Raw genomic sequence first — 19,261 nt, 5'->3', positions numbered from 1 at the left:
GATGGCGGATCCGCGCGGCGGCGGCCACCCGTGAATGAGAATCTATCTCATTCACCCCCATGAGTCCGGTCGATTGCTTTAGGCTGCCGGTCAGTTGTTTTAGATTGCCGCGCGCGCCGTCCCGACGTCGTCGATCGCGTTCGAGGACGCACGAATATCGCTCGGCGAAATGCCGTAGCGCTTGCGGAACGCGATCGAGAAATGCGCGGGGCTGTAGCCCACGCGGTACGCCACGGTCGACACGTTCGCGTCCTCCGCGCACAGCATCGCGTGCGCGGTCCGCAGCCGGTATTCCTGCAGGTAGGCATACACGCTCGTGCCGAACACCTTGCGGAAGCCGGCCGTCAGCTTGCGCGAATTCATCCCCACCCGGCCCGCGAGCGCGTCGAGCGTCGGCGGCTGCTGGAGCTCGCGCGTCAGGATGTCGCTCGCCGCATACACGCGCTCGACATCCGACGACGTGACGCGCACGTCGGCCGGCGCGAACTGCCGCTGCGTTGCCAGCAGCTGCGCGCTCAGCGCGGTCAGCTCGAACGCCTTGGCCTTCAGGAAGTACTCACGCACCGCCCCCTCGAACGGGCAGGTCGCGATCTGCACCGCGAGCGCCTGCAGCGCCTTCGACGCCGGGCAGCTGACGATGCGCGGATCGCCGCCCGCCGGCGCGAGCATCTTCTCCGGCAACAGGCTCAGGTTGCGGTCGAGCGCATCGAGGCCGAGCTGCACGATCGTGTAGCGCAGCGGCGTGTCGCGGTCGTAGATCTGGTGCGTCGTGAATTCGCCATCGTTGGCGATCACGCACAGGCCCGGCCCCTTGATGCATTGCTCGGGTTGGCCCGGCACGCGGCAGCGCAACTGGCCGCTCTGCACGAGCACGAGCTTCAGCCCTTTTTCGAGCGGCTCCTCGTACCAGTCGCGGCTGTCCGAGCACAGCGTGCCGCTCATGAGTTTCATGCCCGCGTCGATGTGCACCACGCCCGGATGATTGCCGGGCACGAGCACCGGCGGGTGACGTCGTGACGATGCGAAGGAGGTCGAGCTCATCGGAGGTCCGTTGGTTAGGCGGCACGCGCGGCCCGGCGCGCGCCGGCGGCAACCGGCCGATTGTCCGGCCGGGCCGGGCGGGCGCCGCGCGACAGGCGCCCGATCGAATGAAATTGCCGCGATATCGAAAGAAACGACGCTATCGCGGCACTTGTTACAAATGATAATACCTCTCATTTACATTTGTTGACAACTTGCCGGAACCCAAGGTCCGCCCATGCAACCCTCCCTTCCCCCCGTGGCGCCGGCCCTCCCGGCCGACGCGCCCGACTGGCCCGACGACTTCGCGCGCCGTTATCGCGACGCCGGCTATTGGCAAGACACGACTTTCTTCGATGCGCTCGACGCGCAAGCGCAGCGCGATCCCGATGCGCTCGCCATCGTCGACGGCGCCTGCCGGCTCAGCTACCGCGACCTGCTCTCTCGCATCCGCCAGCTTGCGGGCGGCCTCGCGCGTCTCGGCCTGGCGCGTGGCGACGCGGTCGTCGTCCACCTGCCGAACGGCGCGCGCTTCATCGAGACGTGCTTCGCGCTGTTCCAGCTCGGCGTGCGGCCGGTGCTCGCCCTACCCGCTCACCGGCACTACGAGATCGGCGCGTTCTGCCGCTTTGCCGGCGCGCGTGCGTATCTGGGCGCGGCACGACTCGGCGAGTTCGACTGCCGGCCGCTCGCGGCCGCGTTGCAGGCCGACTGCCCGACGCTCGAGCACATCGTGATGGCCGGCGACAATCACGCGTTCACCCCATTCGACGCGCTGTACGACGCGCCGCCGCTGCGCGAATGCGCGGCACGTGCCGACGACATCGCATGCTTCCAACTGTCCGGCGGCACGACCGGTACGCCGAAGCTGATCCCGCGCCGCCATCGCGAATACCTGTACAACGTGCGCGCGTGCAGCGCCGCGAGCGGCTTCGACGCCGGCACCGTGTATCTCGCCGCGCTGCCGATGGCGCACAACTTCACGCTGTGCTGCCCCGGCACGATCGGCGCGCTGCTCGCGGGCGGCCGCGTGGTCGCGACCGGGCGGCCCGAGCCCGAACAGAGCTTCGCGCTGATCGCGCAGGAGCGCGTCACGCATACCGCGCTCGTGCCGCCGCTCGCGCTGCTGTGGCTCGACGAACAGCCGCAACGGCAGGCGGACCTGTCGAGCCTGCGCGTGCTGCAGGTCGGCGGCGCCCGATTGATGGACCACGCGGCCGCGCGCGTGACGCCCGTGCTCGGCTGCCAGCTGCAGCAGGTGTTCGGCATGGCCGAAGGGCTCATCTGCTGCACGCGGCTCGACGATTCGCCCGAACGGATCGCGCAGACCCAGGGCCGCCCGGTGTCGGACGGCGACGAAGTGCGCATCGTCGACGAAGCCGGCGAACCGGTCGCGCCCGGTGAAATCGGCGAACTGCAGGTGCGCGGCCCGTACACGATACGGGGCTACTACCGGCTCGCCGAGCACAACGCGACCGCGTTCACCGCCGACGGCTTCTATCGCAGCGGCGACCGCGTGCGGCGCACCGCGGACGGCGATCTCGTCGTCGAAGGCCGTGACAAGGACCAGATCAATCGCGGCGGCGAGAAGGTCTCCGCCGAGGAAGTGGAGAACCTGTTGCTCGCGCATCCGCAGGTGCACGACGCGGCGGTGGTCGCGATGCCCGACCCGCTGCTCGGCGAGCGCACCTGCGCGTTCGTCGTCGCCCGCGCGCCCGCGCCGTCCAGGCTGGTGCTGAAGCGCTACCTGCGCGACTGCGGGCTCGCGGCGTTCAAGATTCCCGATCGCATCGAGTTCATGCCGCGCTTCCCGGAAACGGGCATCGGCAAGACCAGCAAGAAATCGCTGCGCGACCTGCTGCGCCGCCAGTTGGAGGCGGCGGCCGCATGAGCGCACGACCGACCGATTCGATCTGGATCCGCGAACTGCGCCTGTCGCCGTGCCCGCGCGCGCAGCTCGTCTGCTTCCCGCATGCGGGCGGCACCGCGAATTTCTTTCGCGGCTGGCGTCGCGCGCTGCCGTGGGACATCGATCTGCTCGCGCTGCAGTATCCGGGCCGCGAGGAACGCTTCGGCGAGCCGTGCCTGGCGACGATCGACGCACTCGCCGGCCCCGCCGCCGACGCGCTGCAACGCTATGCCCACGCGCCGCTCGTGCTGTTCGGGCACAGCCTCGGCGCGGCGCTCGCGTACGAGGTGGCGGTGCGGCTCGAGGCGCGCGGCACGGCGCCGCTTTACCTGGCCGTGTCCGCGCTGCCGCCGCCGCATCGTCAGCGCCTGTCGGATCTGCACCTGCAATCCGACGAAGCGCTCGTGGCCGATGTCGCGCGGCTGTCCGGCGAGCACGCCGCGCTGCTCGCCGATCCGGAGATGCGCGCGATCTACCTGCCGATGATCCGCAGCGACTACCGCGCGATCGAGACGTATCGCCGCGACCGGCCGCCGCGGATCGACACGCCGCTCGGCGTGATGCTGCCGCTCGCCGATTCCGAGCTCGACAACGACGAAGCGCACGCGTGGCAGGACGTCGCGTCGCGCCCGATCCGCATCGAGACGTTCAGCGGCGACCACTTCTACCTGCGCCACCAATACCCGGCGGTGATCGCGCATCTGGTCGAACGGATCGGCCAATCCCTTCGTTACGGAAAGGAGTACACATGAAGAAACCGGACGCCTGCACGGGGCTGCCCGACATTCGCGAAGCCATCGATCGCCTGGACGCCGACATCATCGAAACGCTCGGCCGGCGCATGCAGTACGTGAAGGCTGCCTCGCGCTTCAAGCCCGACGAAGCGAGCATCGCCGCGCCCGAACGGGTGGCCGCGATGCTGCCCGACCGGCGCCGCTGGGCCGAGCAGGCGGGCCTCGACGCCGACTACGTCGAGACGCTGTTCTCGGGCCTGATCGCGTGGTACATCGCGCAGCAAACGCACTATTGGCGGCAACAACGGGGGCTCGCATGAACGCCGGCCTCCCGCTGCTGCACGACACGTTCGCCCGTGCGGCCCGCCGCGCCGCCGACACCGGCACGCCGACGCTCGCGTCGGTGTCGGTGCCGCTGCGCCCGCTCGACTTCTTCGACCTGATCGCCGCGTGGGACGACGGCGCCACGCCGTGGTTCTTCCACGCAGCCGGCGATACGTCCGTCACGCTGTTCGGCTGGGATTGCGCGCTCGAACTGAGCGCCACCGGCGACACGCGCTTCGCGCAGATCGATGCGCGCTGGCGCACGCTCGTTCGCGATGCCGTGACGGCCGGCCCGCAACCGCCGCGCCTCGTCGGCGGCTTCCGGTTCGATCCGCACGGCGCGCGCAGCGCGCACTGGGCGCCGTTTCCCGACGCCAGCATGACGGTGGCGAAGCTGCTGATCGTGTGCGAAGGCGATGCCCACTGGGCCGTCTGCCAGCACGTCGTCGCCGCGCACGACGATCCGGCCGCGCTCGCGCATGCGTGCCTCGCGCGCATCGAGTCGCTCGGCACGCTCGCCGCCACCCATGACGACGATGCCCCGCACCTGCTGCACACGCAGGCGTTGCAGGCCAGCGAATGGCAGCACGAAGTCCGGCGCGCGGTGGACGCGATCCACGGCGGCGCGTTCGGCAAGGTCGTGCTCGCGCGCGACGTGCTCGAACAATACGCGCGGCCCGTTGCCGTCGCGCCGCTGCTGCGCCGGTTGCGCAAGCGCGACGCGCATGCGCACCTGTTCGCGGTCCGCCGCGAAGGGGCCTGCTTCGTCGGCGCCACGCCGGAACGGCTCGCGCGTGTCGCGGCCGGCGACGTGCGCACCCATGCGCTGGCCGGGACGATCCGGCGCGGCGCCACGCCCGACGACGATCGCGCACTCGGCGCGGCCCTGATGGATTCCGCCAAGGAACGGCTCGAACACGCGCTCGTCGTCGATGCGATCCGCGCCGCGCTCACGCCGCTGTCACGCGCGCTCGACGTGCCCGAGCAGCCGTCGCTGCACCGGCTGCCGAGGCTGCAGCACCTGAGCACGCCGATCCGCGCGACGCTGAAGGCGGATGCGACGCTGCTGCAGGTCGTCGCGGCGCTGCATCCGACGCCGGCGGTGGCCGGCCATCCGCGCGCCGCGGCGCTCGACCACATCCGTGCGCACGAAGGCTTCGATCGCGGCTGGTATGCGGCGCCCGTCGGCTGGATCGACGCGCACGGCAACGGCGACTTCATCGTCGCGCTACGTTCAGCGCTGGTCGACGGGGGCGCCTGCCGGTTGTTCGCGGGCTGCGGCATCGTCGCCGATTCCGAGCCGGCCAACGAATATCAGGAAACCGAACTCAAGTTGTCGGGCATGCAGGCGGCGATCCGCGTGCGCGATGCGACGGCGAATGCCAATGCCGGTGACTCGGCCAAGGTGTCGGCCTCGTCGACGCTCGCGTGATGCTTCGGCGCGACGGCCGCGCGCATCACAACAGCGGCAGCGTGAGCCGGATATGCTCGGCGAACGCCACCGTCAGATGCGACGGCCGCTTGCGATCGAACTTCAGCGCAATGCCCACCGCCGGCAACGGCGGCAGGCGCGGATCGCCGGTGACGATCGCCAGGTCGGCCGGCACCGCCGTCTGCGTCATCACCGCGAACGCCTGCCCCGAACGCACCAGCGCGACCAGCCCCGCGAGGCTGCTGCTCGCATACGCGACGCGATAGTCGCGGCCGGCCCGATCCAGCGCCTCGCAGGCCGCGATGTGATCGAGCGTGTCGTGATCGGACAGCGCCAGCGGCAACGGATCGAAATGCGCGGGCTCGAGCCCCGGATAGCCGATCCAGACCAGTTGCTCGCGACGAATGATGTCGTCGTTCGCGCCGTCGTCCGGCAATGAAATCATCGCCAGGTCGACTGCGCGTTTCTCCAGCTGTTCCATCAGACGCGGCGTCGGCCCGCATACGACTTCGACGATCGCCTGTGGATGCTGGCTCGAAAACTGCCGCAGCAGCGCAGGCAGCCAGGCCTGCGCGTAATCGTCCGGGCACCCGAAGCGGATCGTTCCCGACAGCCCCGTGCCGCACAGGTCGGCCATCGCCTCGTCGTGCAGCCGCAGGATGCGGTGCGCATGCACGAGCAGCCGCTCGCCCGGATGGGTCAGCACCACGCCGCGCCCGGTGCGCTGAAACAGCGGCTGGTCGACGATCTCCTCGAGCCGCTTCATCTGCTGGCTGAGCGCGGACTGGGTCCGGCCGACACGCACGGCCGCGCGGCTGAGCGCGCGCACCTCGGCGATCACGACGAACGAGCGCAGCAGGTCGATTTCGAGCGAAAGCGCCAAGGTATTAGCTCCTTTTCTACCTTGCATAAGCACTATTCGTTTCCATCAAACCAGACGCGCGCCTAGACTGCAAGCGACCCCTGCCCTCTGCCCCCTGCCCCTTGCCTCTTGCCTGGAGACGCCCGATGTCCCTGAACGACGACCCGACCTTCTGGCGCAACGCCAGGCAGCACCTGGTCCGCTACGGCGGCACGTTCGAGCCGATGATCATCGAGCGCGCGAAAGGCAGCTTCGTGTACGACGCGGACGGCCGCGCAATCCTCGATTTCACGTCGGGCCAGATGAGCGCGGTGCTCGGCCACAGCCATCCGGAGATCGTGTCCGTGATCGGCGAATACGCGGGCAAGCTCGACCATCTGTTCAGCGGGATGCTGTCGCGGCCGGTCGTCGACCTCGCGACTCGCCTCGCCGACATCACTCCCGACGGGCTCGATCGTGCGCTGTTGCTCAGCACCGGCGCGGAATCGAACGAAGCGGCGATCCGGATGGCGAAGCTCGTCACCGGCAAGTACGAGATCGTCGGCTTCGCGCAGTCGTGGCACGGGATGACGGGCGCGGCCGCGTCGGCCACGTACAGCGCCGGCCGCAAGGGTGTCGGCCCGGCCGCCGTCGGCTCGTTCGCGATTCCGGCGCCGTTCGCGTACCGGCCGCGCTTCGAGCGCAACGGCACCGATGACTTCCTCGCCGAACTCGACTACGCATTCGACCTGATCGATCGCCAGTCGAGCGGCAACCTCGCGGCCTTCATCGCGGAGCCGATCCTCAGTTCGGGCGGGATCATCGAGTTGCCGGAAGGCTATATGGCGGCGCTCAAGCGCAAGTGCGAGGAACGCGGGATGCTGCTGATCCTCGACGAGGCGCAGACGGGCATCGGCCGCACCGGCACGATGTTCGCGTGCCAGCGCGACGGCGTGACGCCCGACATCCTGACGCTGTCGAAAACGCTCGGCGCCGGGCTGCCGCTCGCGGCGATCGTGACGTCCGCGGCGATCGAGGAACGCGCGCACGAACTCGGCTACCTGTTCTACACGACGCACGTGTCGGATCCGCTGCCCGCGGCCGTCGGCCTGCGCGTGCTGGACGTCGTGCAGCGCGACGGGCTCGTCGCCCGGGCGAACGTGATGGGCGACCGGCTGCGGCGCGGCCTGCTCGACCTGATGGAACGCTTCGACTGCATCGGCGACGTGCGCGGACGCGGGCTGCTGCTCGGCGTCGAAATCGTCAAGGATCGCCGCACGAAGGAGCCGGCGGACGGGCTCGGCGCGAAGATCACGCGCGAATGCATGCATCTCGGGCTCAGCATGAACATCGTGCAGTTGCCCGGCATGGGCGGCGTGTTCCGGATCGCGCCGCCGCTGACCGTCAGCGACGAAGAGATCGATCTCGGCGTGTCGCTGCTCGGTCAGGCGATCGAACGTGCGCTGTAACGGCGTGCGGTAACGCCGTTCCCCGCATCACACGATCCGGCGCACCGGTGCGACCGGCCGGCGCGACGGATTCCCGATCGATCAGCGCGTTTCGGCCGCCCACGCTACGGCATCGGCGCCGGCCGGAATACGCATCGGGCTCGACGGATCCGTCGCCGCGCGCCACACGGCGTCGGCCACGTCCCGCGCATGGGTGATCGGCCCCGACGCATCGAGCATCCTCGCGACGGCCTTTCCGACGAACGCCGCATAAGCCTCGTGCTCGAAGCCGTGCATGTGCGCACGCGCGTTGTCGCCGAAACGCGTGTCGGGCGCCCGGCCCGGCAGCACGAGATGCGCACGTACGCCGAACGGTTCGAGTTCGACCGCCATCGATTCGGTGTACGCATTGACCGCCGCCTTGCTGGCCCGATATGCGCCGACCAGCGGCAGTGCCTTCAGCGTGACGCTCGACGTAACGTTCACGATCACGCCGGCCCCGCGCTGGCGAAACTGCGGCAGCACGGCCTGCGTAACCGCAATCGTGCCGATCGTGTTGGTCTCGAGCAGCGCGCGCACCGTGTCGAGCGGCATCAGCTCGGCCGGCGCGGCCGCGCCGAAGCCCGCGTTGTTGACGAGCACGTCGATCGGGCCGGCCGCGTCGATCGCGGAGCGAATGCTGTCCGCGTTCGTCACGTCGAGCGCCAGCACGCGCAGGCGTTCCGACGGCGGCAGCACGTCCTCGCGCGGCGTGCGCATCGTCGCGACGACCTGCCAGTCGCGGGCCAGGAAATGGCGGGCAATCTCGAGGCCGAAGCCGGAGGAACAGCCGGTGATCAGTACGGTCTTCATGCGAACTCCTGAGGTGGGTGGGGCACGTGTCCGTACGATAGATGGCCGGGTCCGTATTCGCTACAATCGAAAATCCGCTTTTCTTTTGCGAGAGTCCGGCGATGATCGACCCGTTGACCGAAGTCGTGACGCTGCTGCAACCGGGCGCGCAGCACTCCAAGTCCGTTCATGGCGCGAGCCCCTGGTATATCAACCGCGCGGTCGCAGGCGAGCCGTTCTATTGTGCGATTCTCGACGGCGGGTGCCGGATCGCGATCGACGGACACGCGCCGATCGAGCTGCTGCCGGGCGATTTCGTGCTGATTCCGGCGGCCTACGGCGTCGCGATGTCGAGCCTCGAACCGCCGCCGCCGGGCGTCGAAACCGCGCCGCCGGTCGCGATCGGCAACGGCGAATACCGGATCGGCGATCCGGGCAACCCGGTCGACACGCGGATGATGGCCGGCAACTGCAGCTTCGGTTCGCCAGATGCAGCACTGCTGGTGTCGCTGCTGCCGCAATTCGTGCACGTGCGCGGCGAACCGCGGCTGACCACGCTCGTGCAACTGGTGCGCGACGAGTCGCGCGCGCATCGCCCCGCGCGCGAGATCGTGCTGGCACGCCTGCTGGAAGTGCTGCTGATCGAGGCATTGCGGTTCACGGCCGGCACGAACGCATCGCCCGGCCTCGTGCGCGGGCTCGCCGATAACCGACTCGCCGCCGCGATCCGTGGCATGCACGCGCGTCCCGCCTATCCGTGGACGGTCGTCGAACTCGCGAAGGAAGCGGCGCTGTCGCGCTCGACGTTCTTCGAACGCTTCAGCCGCGCGGTCGGCGTCGCGCCGATGGAATATCTGCTCACGTGGCGCATGGCGCTCGCGAAGGACCTGCTTCGCCGCAACGAAGGCCGCATCGCCGAGATCGCGGGGCGCGTCGGCTACAGTTCCGCGAGCACGTTCAGCGTCGCGTTCACGCGGCATGTCGGGCGGCCGCCCGCGCAATATGCGCGTGACGAGCAGGCGGTGGCGAACGGGGAATGAACCGCGCACGCACGCCATTGCGCGTCACGCGCTGCATGCAAGGGACTCGCGCCGCGGCCCGCCGGGTCGCCGGATCAAAGGGCGGCCCCTGCCGCCTGCATCACGCGACTTGCGTAAACTATCGGGCATGCCACAACGACGCGCGAGGTATCCGATGACGAAAACGGCAAAGGACATCGACACGCCCGACCACTGGCTCGTCGCTCGGCGCGATCAGGAAACCGGCATCGAAAGCCTGCACGCGCATTTCAACGGCCATGCGTACGATGCGCACGATCACGACGACGTGCTGGTCGGCTTCACCGAACAGGGCGTGCAGCAATTCCAGTGCCATCGGTCGGTGCATACGAGCGTGCCGGGCCGCGCGATCCTGATCGAGCCCGGCGCGCTGCACGACGGCCATGCGCCCGAAGCGGGCGGCTTCACCTACGGGATGCTGTACCTGCCGCAAGCGTGGGTCGAGCGCGCGGCGCGGCGGCTCGACCTGCCGGGCCTCGGCGGTGTCGAGGCCTCGTTCGGCCATACGCTCGTCGACGATCGCGGCCTCGTCGACGCGATCCGCCACGCGTTTCTCGCAATCCACGGCAACGAAGGCAAGCTCGCGCGCGACCAGACGCTCGACCGCCTGCTGATGCGGCTCGGCGGCGAACTGCGCGGCCCGCTCGTGCTGGAAAGCGCAGTCGTGCCGCCCGCGATCGCGCGCGTGCGCGACCTGCTGCATGCGCAGATGGACGGCAACATCGGGCTCGACGAACTCGCCAGCGTCGCCGGGATCGACCGGTTCCGGCTGACCCGGCTGTTCCAGCGTGCATTCGGCACGTCGCCGCACGCGTACCTGGTGCGCTTGAGGTTACGTGCCGCGCGGCGGCTGCTGGCGGCCGGGCGTACGCCCGCGCAGGCGGCCGCTGACGTCGGCTTCGCCGACCAGAGCCATCTGGGTCGCTGGTTTCGTCGCGCGTACCGGATCACCCCGGCCGCGTACCGGCAACTGTGCACAAACGTTCCAGACTGATCGCGCGCGGCATCCGATCATGAGTGCCCCAATGAGGAGCAAGCATGTTCGATACCAAGGTGGCACTGATCGTGCGCGACGATCTCGCGGCATGGCAGAAACTCAATGTCGTCGCATTTCTCGCGACAGGCGTCGCGGCCGAAGCGCCCGAAGCGCTCGGCGAGCCTTACGAGGATGCGGCGGGACGCCGCTACGGCCGCATGCTGGGCCAGCCGATGCTGGTGTTCGCGGCCGACCTGAACGGCCTGCAGGCCGCGCACCGGCAGGCGCTGTCGCGCGAGCTCACGATCGTGCCCTACGTGCACGCGATGTTTTCGACCGGGCACGACGCAGCCAACCGCGACGTATTTCGGGCCGGCGATGCGGAGAATCTCGACTTCGTCGGGCTGGCGCTGCACGGGCCGAAGAAGGCCGTCGACAAGGCCGTGAAGGGGCTGGCGCTGCATGCGTGAACGCCGCCTCAGCCGCCCCGCCGTTCCGTATCAGCGATGTGCGAGCACGTTGACGAGCTTGCCGAACGGATCGCGCACGTAGAAACGCCGGACACCCCACGGCTCGTCGGCCGGGCCGTATTCGACCGGAATCCCGGCCGCATTGACGCGTGCGAGCGCTTCATCGACGTCGTCGACCTCGATCGACAGATCGGGCGTCGGCGTGCCCGATCCGCCCTGCGATGCGAAGCTGATCTGCACGTCCATCTGCTCGGCATTGCCGTAGGTCGCGATCCAGCCGTGATCCATCAGCAGGTCGAGGCCGAAGATCCGCTGGTAGAAGCGTTTTGCGTCGTCGACTGACCGGGTGTCGATATTGGCGACGATCCGTTTGACTTTCATCGGGTTCCTTCGCGGGGCATGACAATCCCGCGACGCTACACCGGAATCGCGCGCGCAACCAGTGTGCGTCAGCGGCCGGCCGCCTCCATGTTCGCCCGCCGCGCCCGCGCGGGGGGCCGCTCGACCGGCTTGCCGGCCAGCCACACGCCAATCGCGACGACCACGATGCCGAGATAGGTCGTCAAGACGATGCGGTCGCCGAACATCCACGCGGCCCACACCAGCGTCACGGGCGGTTCGAGATAGACGAGGGTCGCCACGCGCGTCGCGGGCATGCGCTTGAGCAGCGCCCACAACGACAGGTAGGCGACGAAGGTCGAGAACACCGTCAGCCACACGACGGAGACCCACACGTTCGGCTGGGTCGGCACGTGCAGGTCGCCCGTGACGACCCCGCACGCCGCGAACAGCACGAGGCTCACGCAGCCCTGCACGAACAGCGGCAGGAACAGCCCGTCCTCGTTGCTGCGCGCGGCCGTCAGCGCACGGCGCCGCTGATAGATCGTCGCGATCGACAGCCCCAGCGCGGACACCAGCGGCAGCAGGTACATGACGAGCCCGACCGACCCGGCCGGCAGCGCATATTGCCCGCCGATCACGATCCCCACGCCGACGAAACCGACGACGAGCCCGGCCCACTGTCGCGCCCCGCTGCGCTCGCTGCCTCCGAGCGACGTCATCGCGGCCGTCATGAGCGGCTGCAACGCGGCGACGATCGCGGCGATGCCGGGCGGCAGGCCATGCTGAATCGCCACGTACACGCAGGCCAGATAGAGAAACTGCGACAGGAAGCCGATCACCGCGTGATAGCGAAGCTTCTCCCACGTCAGGCGCCCGAGCTGCCGGTTGAGGACGATCGCGAGACAAAGCGTGACGAGCAGGAACCGCCAGAACAGCAGGTTGAACGCGCCAGCCGTCTCCGCGCCGAGCTTGGCGCCGATGAAACCGGAACTCCACGACAACACGAAGACGAGCTGGAGCAGGAATAGCGGCATGGGGCGACGGCTCTCAGAAAGTTGCCGGGGACTGGCGCTGGTCTTCCAGGTCCTCGGGGCGAATCGGTTCGAGGCCGAGGCGGCGGTACTGCAGTTCGGCGTCGTCCCTGAGCGCGCGCTGCAGCGCCAGCCAGTTGACGACCGTGCGCGGGATGCCGTCGTCCGACGCGAGATGCCAGAACCCGTTGTCGTCCTCCCGCGTGTACGGGCAATGAAACGACAGCACCAGCGACATGCGGCGCCCCGACTCGACCGGTTCGACGCCATGGAACAGCTTGCTGCCATAGATGAGCAATGCGTCGCCCGCGTTGTCCAGATTCGCGGCCTTCACATGCCGGCGCTCGCGATCGTGGCGGTCGAACGTCTCCGCGGTCGATTCGTAGAACAGAAAGTTTCCGCCCTCGTAGTCGGATCGATCCGACAGCACGATGTTCAGCACGAAGCTGGTGCCGTCGGTGTGCCACATCCCCAGTTGTTCCTTGCCGTCGCGCCGGTCCGTCGGATAGTAGTAGTTGAACTGCGACCGCGCATTGACCATCGGATACGGAATCAGCGGCACGCCGGCCAAACGCGACACCCTCAGCAGGAACGCGCGGTCGCGCATCATGTCGTCGACGAACCGCGAGCGCTCCGTCACCGCACGCACGCGCTTCGAGATGATCCAGTTGCTGCTCGACGCGCTGCGCTCCAGCGCGCGACCGATCTCGCGCAACGCATGAACCGCTTCGCCGGAAAACAATCCGCGAAGATGGCACACCGCGTTGAGCGCATCCGAGCGCGTGCCGCGCATCGGCACATCACGATAGCCGAGATCGTCGAGATTGCGCCGGTATCGCACCTCGTAACCGTCGCGCAGGCATGCGCGGGTCCAGCGCATCGGTTCCGTCGCGGCGTCCAGCGTGCCGTCGACGTTCGCGCCGCCGGACAGGGACGTCTGCAGCGCAAGCCTCACCCGATCGAACCCTCGCGCAAACACCGGCAATGCATTTCCCTTGTTCATCGCGTGCCTCGCTGTCGTCGTTGCGGCATTCAGCCCTTGAACTGGGCGATCTGGTACACGACGCTGCCGTCGCCGCTGTGCAGTTCGTCGATCACGCGGCAATTGGCGTGGCTGTGGCGGACATGGCGGAATTGCTCCGGCGTGTATTTCAGGCAGACGTTGGTGATCAGATGTCCGTCGGCCCCGGCTTTCGATACAGGTTGCAGCGTGACCGCCACATGGAACTGGTCGCCGAGCAGATTGAGCCGGACGATCGACACATGGTGCTCGCCGAGCGGCTCGAAGCCCTGCTGCCGGCTGACGACTTCCGAAAACCGCACCATGTTCTCGTTCCGGTAGAAGTTGTAGATGGGCTCTTCCCGCCCCTCGACCAGCAACTGCATCTCCGACACGACGTAGGTCGACTTGCCGCCGAGATTGCGGATGAGCCGGCCGATCGTCACGGGCAGCTCGTTGCCCTCCTGGAAGCCGAGCATCGTGATGAACGTCACGTCCTGGCCCGCGTCGATGCGGTTCCATTGCACGTTCCGGTAATCGTCGGCGATGTAGTTGAAGCAGCCGGGCGTTTTCAGGAACGGCATGATCGCGTGCCGCATCGCATCTTCCGACGACTCGTTGATGTCGACGGCCGTGTAGCGCAGATGGTCCGGGCCGCCACCGCTGACGGCCTTCATGAGTTCGGTCGTCTTGACCGGCTCCGGCCCGAGCTCGATGTAATGCACATCGCGGCCGCGCGACAGCGTCGCGAGCCGCTCGCTCAACTTGCCGATCGCTTCGCGCAACGAACCGTTGCCGTCGCGGTCCGCGCACAGCGCGGGACTGCGCACGCCCAGCTCGTTCAGGTTCCGCATCAGCGAAAACACCTCGCGCCCGGCTTCCTTTCTCCTCGCATCATCGTCGCTGCGCTTCAGCGTCGAATACTTTTCGTGATTCTCGACCGTCCATACCGACTCGGCCTTCAACTTCCTGTCCCGCACCAATGCATCTACAACGAAATCATTGATCGACATGAATCGTTCCCCGGATACGTGCAACGCGCGACCGGCTGCCTGCCGTTGTCTGCCTGTTGACCGAGAATATGGGATGCCCAATAATTCCGTCAATCGACATTACCTGAATCACTGATTCGGAAAAACCAAATCATGCCGCGCACCCTGGACGTCGACCTGCTGCGTACCTTCCACGCCGTCGCGAAGCTCGGCCGCTTCAAGGATGCGGCCGCTCATGTGAATCGCAGCCCGTCGTCGGTCACGGCGCAGATTCAGAAGCTCGAGGAAATGGTCGCGCAGCGCCTGTTTACGCGAAACAACCAGGCCGTCGAACTCACGCAGTACGGCCACAAGCTGCTGAGCGACACCACCGAGTTTCTGCTGAGCCACGACCGGCTCGTCGAATCGCTGTCGCCGCAGATGCTGACCGGCAAGCTGCGGCTCGGCATCCCCGATTCGTACGCCGCGCACTTCATGGCGGAATTCCTGCCGCGCTTCGCCGCCGACCGCCCGCTGCTCGAGCTGACCGTCGAGGCGCGCTCCAGCGAAGAGCTGCAGTCGCTGTTCGCGCGCGGCCAGCTGGACATCACGATCGCCGTGGTGCAGAAAGTGCCGCCGCACGGCGAGCTGCTCAGCAAGACGCATCCGGTGTGGGTGGCCGCGCGGACCTTCAAGTTCAATCCCGAAGCGCCGCTGCCGATCGCCGTGCAATTGCAGGGCTGCCCGTACCGCGACACCGCGCTGAACGCGCTGAAGAAGGCGAAGATCGCGCACCGGATGCTGCTCGAAAGCGCCAGTTCGCCGGCGGTCGAAGCGTGTATCGCCAACGGCCTCGCGGTCGGCCTCATCGAACACGATCGCGTCTCCGGCAACCTGACAAGCCACGTCGCCGGGATCGTGCTGCCCGATCTTCCGCCGCACCTGATCACCATCCTGACGGACGACAGCAATCGCGCCGCGCTGCATCTGCGCGACGTACTGAAAAGCACGTTCAGGATCGGACTGTGAAGGCCAGGCCGCGAACCGGCCCGGCACGAGCAAGCGAAAGAAGAAGCGCCGCCGGCCCGTTGCAGGCCGGCGGCATCCGGCGTCAGCCGCCGAGGTAAGCCTGCTTGATCCGGTCGTTCGCGAGCAGGTTCGCGCCCGTATCCGCAAGCACCACGCGCCCCGTTTCGAGCACATACCCGCGATCGGCCACACCCAGCGCCTTGTTCGCGTTCTGCTCGACGAGGAACACCGTGACGCCTTCGTCGCGGATCGTGCGGATGATGTCGAAGATCTGCGCGATCACGAGCGGCGCGAGGCCGAGCGTCGGCTCGTCGAGCAGCAGCAAGCGCGGCTTGCTCATCAGCGCGCGGCCGATCGCGAGCATCTGCTGCTCGCCGCCCGACATCGTGCCGGCACGCTGCGTCGCGCGCTCCTTCAGGCGCGGAAACAGCTTGAACACGTGCTCGATGCCGTCGTCGATCTCGTGACGGCTCGCGAAGAAGCCGCCCATCTTCAGGTTCTCGAGCACCGTCAGGCTCGGGAACACGCGCCGCCCTTCCGGCGAGATCGCCATCCCCTGCCGCATGATCTGGTGCGTCGACATCGCGGTGATGTCCTTGCCCTCGAACAGCACGCGGCCCGACGACGCGCGCGGCGTGCCGCACACGGTCATCATCAGCGTCGTCTTGCCGGCGCCGTTGCTGCCGATCAGCGTGACGATCTCGCCCTTGTTCACCTCGATCGACACGCCCGCGAGCGCCTCGACCGCGCCGTAGTGCGTATGGACCTGTTCCAGCTTCAGCATCACTCTTCCCCCAGATACGCCTTGATCACGCGCGGGTCGTTGCGGACCGCTTCCGGCGTGCCGATCACGATCGGCCGGCCGTGCTCCATCACGAGGATGCGGTCGGACACACCCATCACGAGGCTCATGTCGTGCTCGATCAGCAGCACCGATACGCCGAACTCGCGGCGCAGCTTGTCGATCAGGTGCTGGAGTTCGATCTTCTCCTGCGGGTTGAGGCCGGCCGCCGGCTCGTCGAGCATCAAGAGGCGCGGCTCGGTGATCATGCAGCGCGCGATTTCCAGACGCCGCTGATGCCCGTACGACAGCGTGCCGGCCGGCCGGTTGGCGACCGCCTTCAACCCCATCCGGTCGAGCCACACGGCCGCGCGTTCGAGCGCTTCCTTCTCGGCGCGGCGATACGCGGGCGTCGCGAACAGGCCGGGCAGCAGCCCCGACTTCACCTTGCGGTGCTGCGCGACGAGCAGGTTCTCGACGACGGTCAGCGACTTGAACAAGCGAATGTTCTGGAACGTGCGCACCAAACCCTTCACCGCGATCTTGTGGCTCGGCAGCCCCGCGATCGGGTGACCGTCGAGTTCGACCGCGCCGCCCGTCGGCTTGTAGAACCCGCCGACGCAGTTGAACACCGTGGTCTTGCCCGCGCCGTTCGGCCCGATGATCGCGAACACCTCGTCGCGGCGCACGTCGAAATCGATGCCGTCCACCGCGAGCAACCCGCCGAAGCGCATCTGCAGCCCGGCGACCTTCAACAGTTCTGCATTCGCGCTCATTGCGGCAGCTCCACGTGGGGACGGCTCGCGGGCAGCAGGCCCTGCGGACGCCACATCATCATCAACACCATCACGAGACCGAAGATCAGCATCCGGTACTCGGCGAAGCCGCGTGCGACTTCCGGCAGCACGGTCAGCAGGATCGCCGCGAGAATCACGCCGAGCTGCGAACCCATCCCGCCGAGCACGACGATCGCGAGGATCAGCGCCGATTCGATGAAGGTGAACGATTCAGGATTCACGAGGCCCTGGCGCGCCGCGAAGAACGCGCCGCCGATACCCGCGAACGCCGCGCCGAGCGTGAACGCCGACAGCTTGATACGCGTCGGGTTCAGGCCCAGCGACCGGCACGCGATCTCGTCGTCGCGCAGCGCTTCCCACGCGCGGCCCATCGGCATGCGGATCAGGCGGCTCGTCACGAACAGCGTGAAGCCCACCAGCAGCAGCGCGATCAGGTACAGGAAGATCACCATGTGCTCGCCGCTGTATTCCAGCCCGATCAGTTCATGGAAGGTCTTCGCGCCTTCGACGCTCGCCGAGCGCGCCATCTCGAAGCCGAACACCGTCGGCTTCGCGATGCCCGAGATGCCGTCCGGGCCGCCGGTGAGGTCGGTCAGGTTGTTCGCGAGCAGGCGGATGATTTCGCCGAATCCGAGCGTGACGATCGCGAGATAGTCGCCGCGCAGGCGCAGCACCGGGAAGCCGAGCAGGAAGCCGAACGTCGCCGCCGCGATCGCGGCGAGCGGCAGGCATTCCCAGAACGACAGCCCGAAATACTGGTTGAGCATCGCGTACGTATAGCCGCCGACCGCGTAGAACCCGACATAGCCGAGATCGAGCAGCCCCGCGAAACCGACCACGATGTTCAGCCCGAGGCCGAGGATCACGTAGATCAGCGCGAGCGTCGCGACGTCCACCGCGCCGCGCGAACCGAAGAACGGCCACACGAGCCCGACCGCGAGCAGCACCCACACGACCACGCGCTGCTGCTGCGCGCCCATCGCGGGCAGCGCCGGCAGCTTCACCGCCGATTTCGCGCGCACGAGCCACGGCTTGAACAACTGGAACAGGAACACGGCCGCGACCGCGATCCACACCGGCCGCCAGTGCGGCGTGAGCACGACCTGGTAGCCGTCGAGCTTCAACTGCAGCCCGAGCACGGGGATCGTGAGGATCGCCGTCAGGAACGCGGCGGCCACGGCATTTTTCAGCGCCTGGCCGAACGATGCGTCGGCGGCCGGGCGGCGAACGGAAATGACTGTACTCATCTGCGTCTCCCTTAAACCTTTTCGATGTCCGACTTGCCGAGCAGGCCGGTCGGGCGGAAGAGCAGGATCAGCACGAGCAGGCCGAACGCGACGACGTCCTTGTACTCGGCCGGCATGTAGCCTGCGGCGAAGGTTTCCGCGAGGCCGAGCAGCACGCCGCCGAGCATCGCGCCCGGGATGCTGCCGATCCCGCCGAGCACCGCGGCGGTAAACGCCTTGATGCCCGCGACGAAGCCGATATACGGATTCAGCTTGCCGATCGTCAGCCCGATCAGCACGCCGCCGACGGCGGCCAGCATCGCGCCGAGCACGAACGTGAACGAGATCACGCGGTTCGTGTCGATGCCGAGCAGGTTCGCCATCTTCATGTCCTCGGCGCACGCGCGGCACGCCCGGCCCATCCGCGAATGCGAGATGAACAGCGTGAGCGCGATCATCAGCACGACCGTCACGCAGACGATCATCAGCCGCGAATACGGAATCGTCACGTCGAAGTCGCCGCCGAGGTGGATGTCGAACGCGCCGGAGATCAGCACCGGCACGGACACGTCGCGCGCGCCCTGGCCGATCTGCACGTAGTTCTGCAGGAAGATCGACATGCCGATCGCGGAGATCAGCGGCACCAGGCGCGGGCCGCCGCGCAGCGGCCGATACGCGACGCGCTCGACTGCGAAGCCGTACAGGCCGGTGACGATCACCGACACGATCAGGGCGGCGCCGAGCACGAGCGGCAGCGGATAACCGGCGGAAACGCCGATCGCGGTCAGGGTCACGAGGCCCACGTACGCGCCGATCATGTAGATCTCGCCGTGGGCGAAGTTGATCATGCCGATGATGCCGTAGACCATCGAATAGCCGATGGCGATCAACGCATAGATCGCACCCAGCGTCAGGCCGTTGACCAGTTGCTGGGCGAATTGCGGAAAGAAGTCAGTCATGTGCGGGAAGCTCCCGTTGGCGCTGGGTCGCATGCCGCCGCCGGATCACGGCGTTCGGCCGCGCGCAACGCACGGTGTCGTC

General features: G+C 67.8%; 20 protein-coding genes. 9 read left to right on the top strand and 11 right to left on the bottom strand.

The genetic code is table 11. From position 1 onward, the window contains the following. Positions 1-99: 99 nt before the first annotated feature. Complete coding sequence (locus tag ACPTTC_RS21565) at positions 100-1,041, bottom strand: helix-turn-helix transcriptional regulator (RefSeq protein ID WP_175953178.1); 942 nt, start codon at positions 1,039-1,041, stop codon at positions 100-102. Positions 1,042-1,258: 217 nt separating this feature from the next. Here ACPTTC_RS21565 and ACPTTC_RS21560 point away from each other — a divergent pair, with 217 nt between their 5' ends. From ACPTTC_RS21560 to ACPTTC_RS21545, 4 genes are read left to right on the top strand one after another with little or no spacing between them, the layout of a single operon-like run. Next, on the top strand, positions 1,259-2,911 hold the full coding sequence (locus ACPTTC_RS21560; RefSeq protein WP_423393827.1) for a (2,3-dihydroxybenzoyl)adenylate synthase: 1,653 nt from the start codon (positions 1,259-1,261) through the stop codon (positions 2,909-2,911). Continuing rightward, positions 2,908-3,681 (top strand): thioesterase II family protein, encoded by a 774-nt coding sequence (locus tag ACPTTC_RS21555; RefSeq protein ID WP_423393826.1) that lies wholly within the window; start codon positions 2,908-2,910, stop codon positions 3,679-3,681. Before ACPTTC_RS21560 ends, ACPTTC_RS21555 begins: the two co-directional genes overlap by 4 nt. Further along, on the top strand, positions 3,678-3,983 hold the full coding sequence (locus ACPTTC_RS21550; RefSeq protein ID WP_175953175.1) for an isochorismate lyase: 306 nt from the start codon (positions 3,678-3,680) through the stop codon (positions 3,981-3,983). The genes ACPTTC_RS21555 and ACPTTC_RS21550 overlap by 4 nt, the downstream gene beginning before the upstream one ends. After that, positions 3,980-5,419, top strand: a complete 1,440-nt coding sequence (locus tag ACPTTC_RS21545; protein ID WP_423393825.1) for an isochorismate synthase — start codon at positions 3,980-3,982, stop codon at positions 5,417-5,419. The genes ACPTTC_RS21550 and ACPTTC_RS21545 overlap by 4 nt, the downstream gene beginning before the upstream one ends. A 25-nt stretch (positions 5,420-5,444) precedes the next feature. Here ACPTTC_RS21545 and ACPTTC_RS21540 read toward each other — a convergent pair whose 3' ends face one another. Beyond that, positions 5,445-6,329, bottom strand: coding sequence for a LysR family transcriptional regulator (locus ACPTTC_RS21540; RefSeq protein ID WP_423393824.1), 885 nt, complete (start codon positions 6,327-6,329; stop codon positions 5,445-5,447). A 98-nt stretch (positions 6,330-6,427) separates the two neighbouring features. On the opposite strand from ACPTTC_RS21540, the gene ACPTTC_RS21535 reads away from it, so the two are divergent. Continuing rightward, complete coding sequence (locus tag ACPTTC_RS21535) at positions 6,428-7,729, top strand: aspartate aminotransferase family protein (RefSeq protein ID WP_423393823.1); 1,302 nt, start codon at positions 6,428-6,430, stop codon at positions 7,727-7,729. A gap of 81 nt (positions 7,730-7,810) precedes the next feature. On the opposite strand, the gene ACPTTC_RS21530 is transcribed toward ACPTTC_RS21535, so the two are convergent. After that, positions 7,811-8,560, bottom strand: a complete 750-nt coding sequence (locus ACPTTC_RS21530) for an SDR family oxidoreductase (protein ID WP_423393822.1) — start codon at positions 8,558-8,560, stop codon at positions 7,811-7,813. 41 nt (positions 8,561-8,601) lie between these two features. On the opposite strand from ACPTTC_RS21530, the gene ACPTTC_RS21525 reads away from it, so the two are divergent. From ACPTTC_RS21525 to ACPTTC_RS21515, 3 genes are all read left to right on the top strand, one after another. Then, positions 8,602-9,579 carry an AraC family transcriptional regulator gene (locus ACPTTC_RS21525; RefSeq protein WP_423393821.1) on the top strand — a complete coding sequence of 326 codons (978 nt, stop codon included), beginning with the start codon at positions 8,602-8,604 and terminating at the stop codon, positions 9,577-9,579. A gap of 154 nt (positions 9,580-9,733) precedes the next feature. After that, a complete protein-coding gene (locus ACPTTC_RS21520) occupies positions 9,734-10,591 on the top strand; it encodes an AraC family transcriptional regulator (RefSeq protein WP_423393820.1) in 858 nt (285 codons plus the stop codon). Between the two features lie 44 nt (positions 10,592-10,635). Next, positions 10,636-11,043 carry a DUF2000 domain-containing protein gene (locus ACPTTC_RS21515; RefSeq protein ID WP_205785209.1) on the top strand — a complete coding sequence of 136 codons (408 nt, stop codon included), beginning with the start codon at positions 10,636-10,638 and terminating at the stop codon, positions 11,041-11,043. Between the two features lie 30 nt (positions 11,044-11,073). On the opposite strand, the gene ACPTTC_RS21510 is transcribed toward ACPTTC_RS21515, so the two are convergent. The 4 genes from ACPTTC_RS21510 to ACPTTC_RS21495 form a co-directional block, all read right to left on the bottom strand. Then, on the bottom strand, positions 11,074-11,424 hold the full coding sequence (locus ACPTTC_RS21510) for a VOC family protein (RefSeq protein ID WP_175971615.1): 351 nt from the start codon (positions 11,422-11,424) through the stop codon (positions 11,074-11,076). Positions 11,425-11,492: 68 nt separating this feature from the next. Further along, positions 11,493-12,419, bottom strand: coding sequence for a DMT family transporter (locus ACPTTC_RS21505; RefSeq protein WP_423393819.1), 927 nt, complete (start codon positions 12,417-12,419; stop codon positions 11,493-11,495). Between the two features lie 13 nt (positions 12,420-12,432). Further along, entirely contained in the window at positions 12,433-13,419 is a 987-nt protein-coding gene (locus tag ACPTTC_RS21500) for a 2OG-Fe(II) oxygenase (protein ID WP_423393818.1), read from the bottom strand. Between the two features lie 29 nt (positions 13,420-13,448). Then, positions 13,449-14,429 carry a hypothetical protein gene (locus tag ACPTTC_RS21495; RefSeq protein ID WP_175971612.1) on the bottom strand — a complete coding sequence of 327 codons (981 nt, stop codon included), beginning with the start codon at positions 14,427-14,429 and terminating at the stop codon, positions 13,449-13,451. A 132-nt stretch (positions 14,430-14,561) separates the two neighbouring features. On the opposite strand from ACPTTC_RS21495, the gene ACPTTC_RS21490 reads away from it, so the two are divergent. Continuing rightward, positions 14,562-15,416: a LysR substrate-binding domain-containing protein gene (locus tag ACPTTC_RS21490; RefSeq protein WP_423393817.1), complete on the top strand. Its 855-nt coding sequence runs from the start codon at positions 14,562-14,564 to the stop codon at positions 15,414-15,416. Between the two features lie 82 nt (positions 15,417-15,498). Here the strand turns inward: ACPTTC_RS21490 and ACPTTC_RS21485 are convergent, their stop codons facing one another. Genes ACPTTC_RS21485 through livH form a run of 4 tightly spaced genes read right to left on the bottom strand, consistent with a single transcriptional unit; the run spans position 15,499 to position 19,179 of the window. Then, complete coding sequence (locus ACPTTC_RS21485) at positions 15,499-16,200, bottom strand: ABC transporter ATP-binding protein (RefSeq protein WP_039366289.1); 702 nt, start codon at positions 16,198-16,200, stop codon at positions 15,499-15,501. Next, a complete protein-coding gene (livG, locus tag ACPTTC_RS21480) occupies positions 16,200-16,973 on the bottom strand; it encodes a high-affinity branched-chain amino acid ABC transporter ATP-binding protein LivG (RefSeq protein WP_423393816.1) in 774 nt (257 codons plus the stop codon). The genes ACPTTC_RS21485 and livG overlap by 1 nt, the downstream gene beginning before the upstream one ends. Continuing rightward, the gene (locus ACPTTC_RS21475) at positions 16,970-18,241 is read right to left on the bottom strand and encodes a high-affinity branched-chain amino acid ABC transporter permease LivM (protein ID WP_423393815.1); all 1,272 of its coding nucleotides are present in this window, start codon (positions 18,239-18,241) and stop codon (positions 16,970-16,972) included. The genes livG and ACPTTC_RS21475 overlap by 4 nt, the downstream gene beginning before the upstream one ends. Positions 18,242-18,252: 11 nt before the next feature. Beyond that, on the bottom strand, positions 18,253-19,179 hold the full coding sequence (livH, locus tag ACPTTC_RS21470) for a high-affinity branched-chain amino acid ABC transporter permease LivH (protein WP_072441879.1): 927 nt from the start codon (positions 19,177-19,179) through the stop codon (positions 18,253-18,255). Positions 19,180-19,261: the final 82 nt, after the last annotated feature.

This window comes from Burkholderia mycopellens (genome assembly GCF_964265025.1).
Taxonomy (GTDB): domain Bacteria; phylum Pseudomonadota; class Gammaproteobacteria; order Burkholderiales; family Burkholderiaceae; genus Burkholderia.
Note: the sequence above shows the minus strand (reverse complement) of the source record. Positions and strands in the feature narration are given on the sequence as shown.

What these genes read in the sequence shown, in the direction of transcription:
- ACPTTC_RS21475 (WP_423393815.1), bottom strand. Translation starts at nt 18,241, where the DNA reads ATGAGTACAGTCATTTCCGTTCGCCGCCCGGCCGCCGACGCATCGTTC.
- livG (WP_423393816.1), bottom strand. Translation starts at nt 16,973, where the DNA reads ATGAGCGCGAATGCAGAACTGTTGAAGGTCGCCGGGCTGCAGATGCGC.
- ACPTTC_RS21555 (WP_423393826.1), top strand. Translation starts at nt 2,908, where the DNA reads ATGAGCGCACGACCGACCGATTCGATCTGGATCCGCGAACTGCGCCTG.
- ACPTTC_RS21510 (WP_175971615.1), bottom strand. Translation starts at nt 11,424, where the DNA reads ATGAAAGTCAAACGGATCGTCGCCAATATCGACACCCGGTCAGTCGAC.
- ACPTTC_RS21530 (WP_423393822.1), bottom strand. Translation starts at nt 8,560, where the DNA reads ATGAAGACCGTACTGATCACCGGCTGTTCCTCCGGCTTCGGCCTCGAG.
- ACPTTC_RS21545 (WP_423393825.1), top strand. Translation starts at nt 3,980, where the DNA reads ATGAACGCCGGCCTCCCGCTGCTGCACGACACGTTCGCCCGTGCGGCC.
- livH (WP_072441879.1), bottom strand. Translation starts at nt 19,179, where the DNA reads ATGACTGACTTCTTTCCGCAATTCGCCCAGCAACTGGTCAACGGCCTG.
- ACPTTC_RS21485 (WP_039366289.1), bottom strand. Translation starts at nt 16,200, where the DNA reads ATGCTGAAGCTGGAACAGGTCCATACGCACTACGGCGCGGTCGAGGCG.
- ACPTTC_RS21525 (WP_423393821.1), top strand. Translation starts at nt 8,602, where the DNA reads ATGGCCGGGTCCGTATTCGCTACAATCGAAAATCCGCTTTTCTTTTGC.
- ACPTTC_RS21490 (WP_423393817.1), top strand. Translation starts at nt 14,562, where the DNA reads ATGCCGCGCACCCTGGACGTCGACCTGCTGCGTACCTTCCACGCCGTC.
- ACPTTC_RS21505 (WP_423393819.1), bottom strand. Translation starts at nt 12,419, where the DNA reads ATGCCGCTATTCCTGCTCCAGCTCGTCTTCGTGTTGTCGTGGAGTTCC.
- ACPTTC_RS21565 (WP_175953178.1), bottom strand. Translation starts at nt 1,041, where the DNA reads ATGAGCTCGACCTCCTTCGCATCGTCACGACGTCACCCGCCGGTGCTC.
- ACPTTC_RS21540 (WP_423393824.1), bottom strand. Translation starts at nt 6,329, where the DNA reads ATGCAAGGTAGAAAAGGAGCTAATACCTTGGCGCTTTCGCTCGAAATC.
- ACPTTC_RS21495 (WP_175971612.1), bottom strand. Translation starts at nt 14,429, where the DNA reads ATGTCGATCAATGATTTCGTTGTAGATGCATTGGTGCGGGACAGGAAG.
- ACPTTC_RS21500 (WP_423393818.1), bottom strand. Translation starts at nt 13,419, where the DNA reads ATGAACAAGGGAAATGCATTGCCGGTGTTTGCGCGAGGGTTCGATCGG.
- ACPTTC_RS21560 (WP_423393827.1), top strand. Translation starts at nt 1,259, where the DNA reads ATGCAACCCTCCCTTCCCCCCGTGGCGCCGGCCCTCCCGGCCGACGCG.
- ACPTTC_RS21515 (WP_205785209.1), top strand. Translation starts at nt 10,636, where the DNA reads ATGTTCGATACCAAGGTGGCACTGATCGTGCGCGACGATCTCGCGGCA.
- ACPTTC_RS21535 (WP_423393823.1), top strand. Translation starts at nt 6,428, where the DNA reads ATGTCCCTGAACGACGACCCGACCTTCTGGCGCAACGCCAGGCAGCAC.
- ACPTTC_RS21520 (WP_423393820.1), top strand. Translation starts at nt 9,734, where the DNA reads ATGACGAAAACGGCAAAGGACATCGACACGCCCGACCACTGGCTCGTC.
- ACPTTC_RS21550 (WP_175953175.1), top strand. Translation starts at nt 3,678, where the DNA reads ATGAAGAAACCGGACGCCTGCACGGGGCTGCCCGACATTCGCGAAGCC.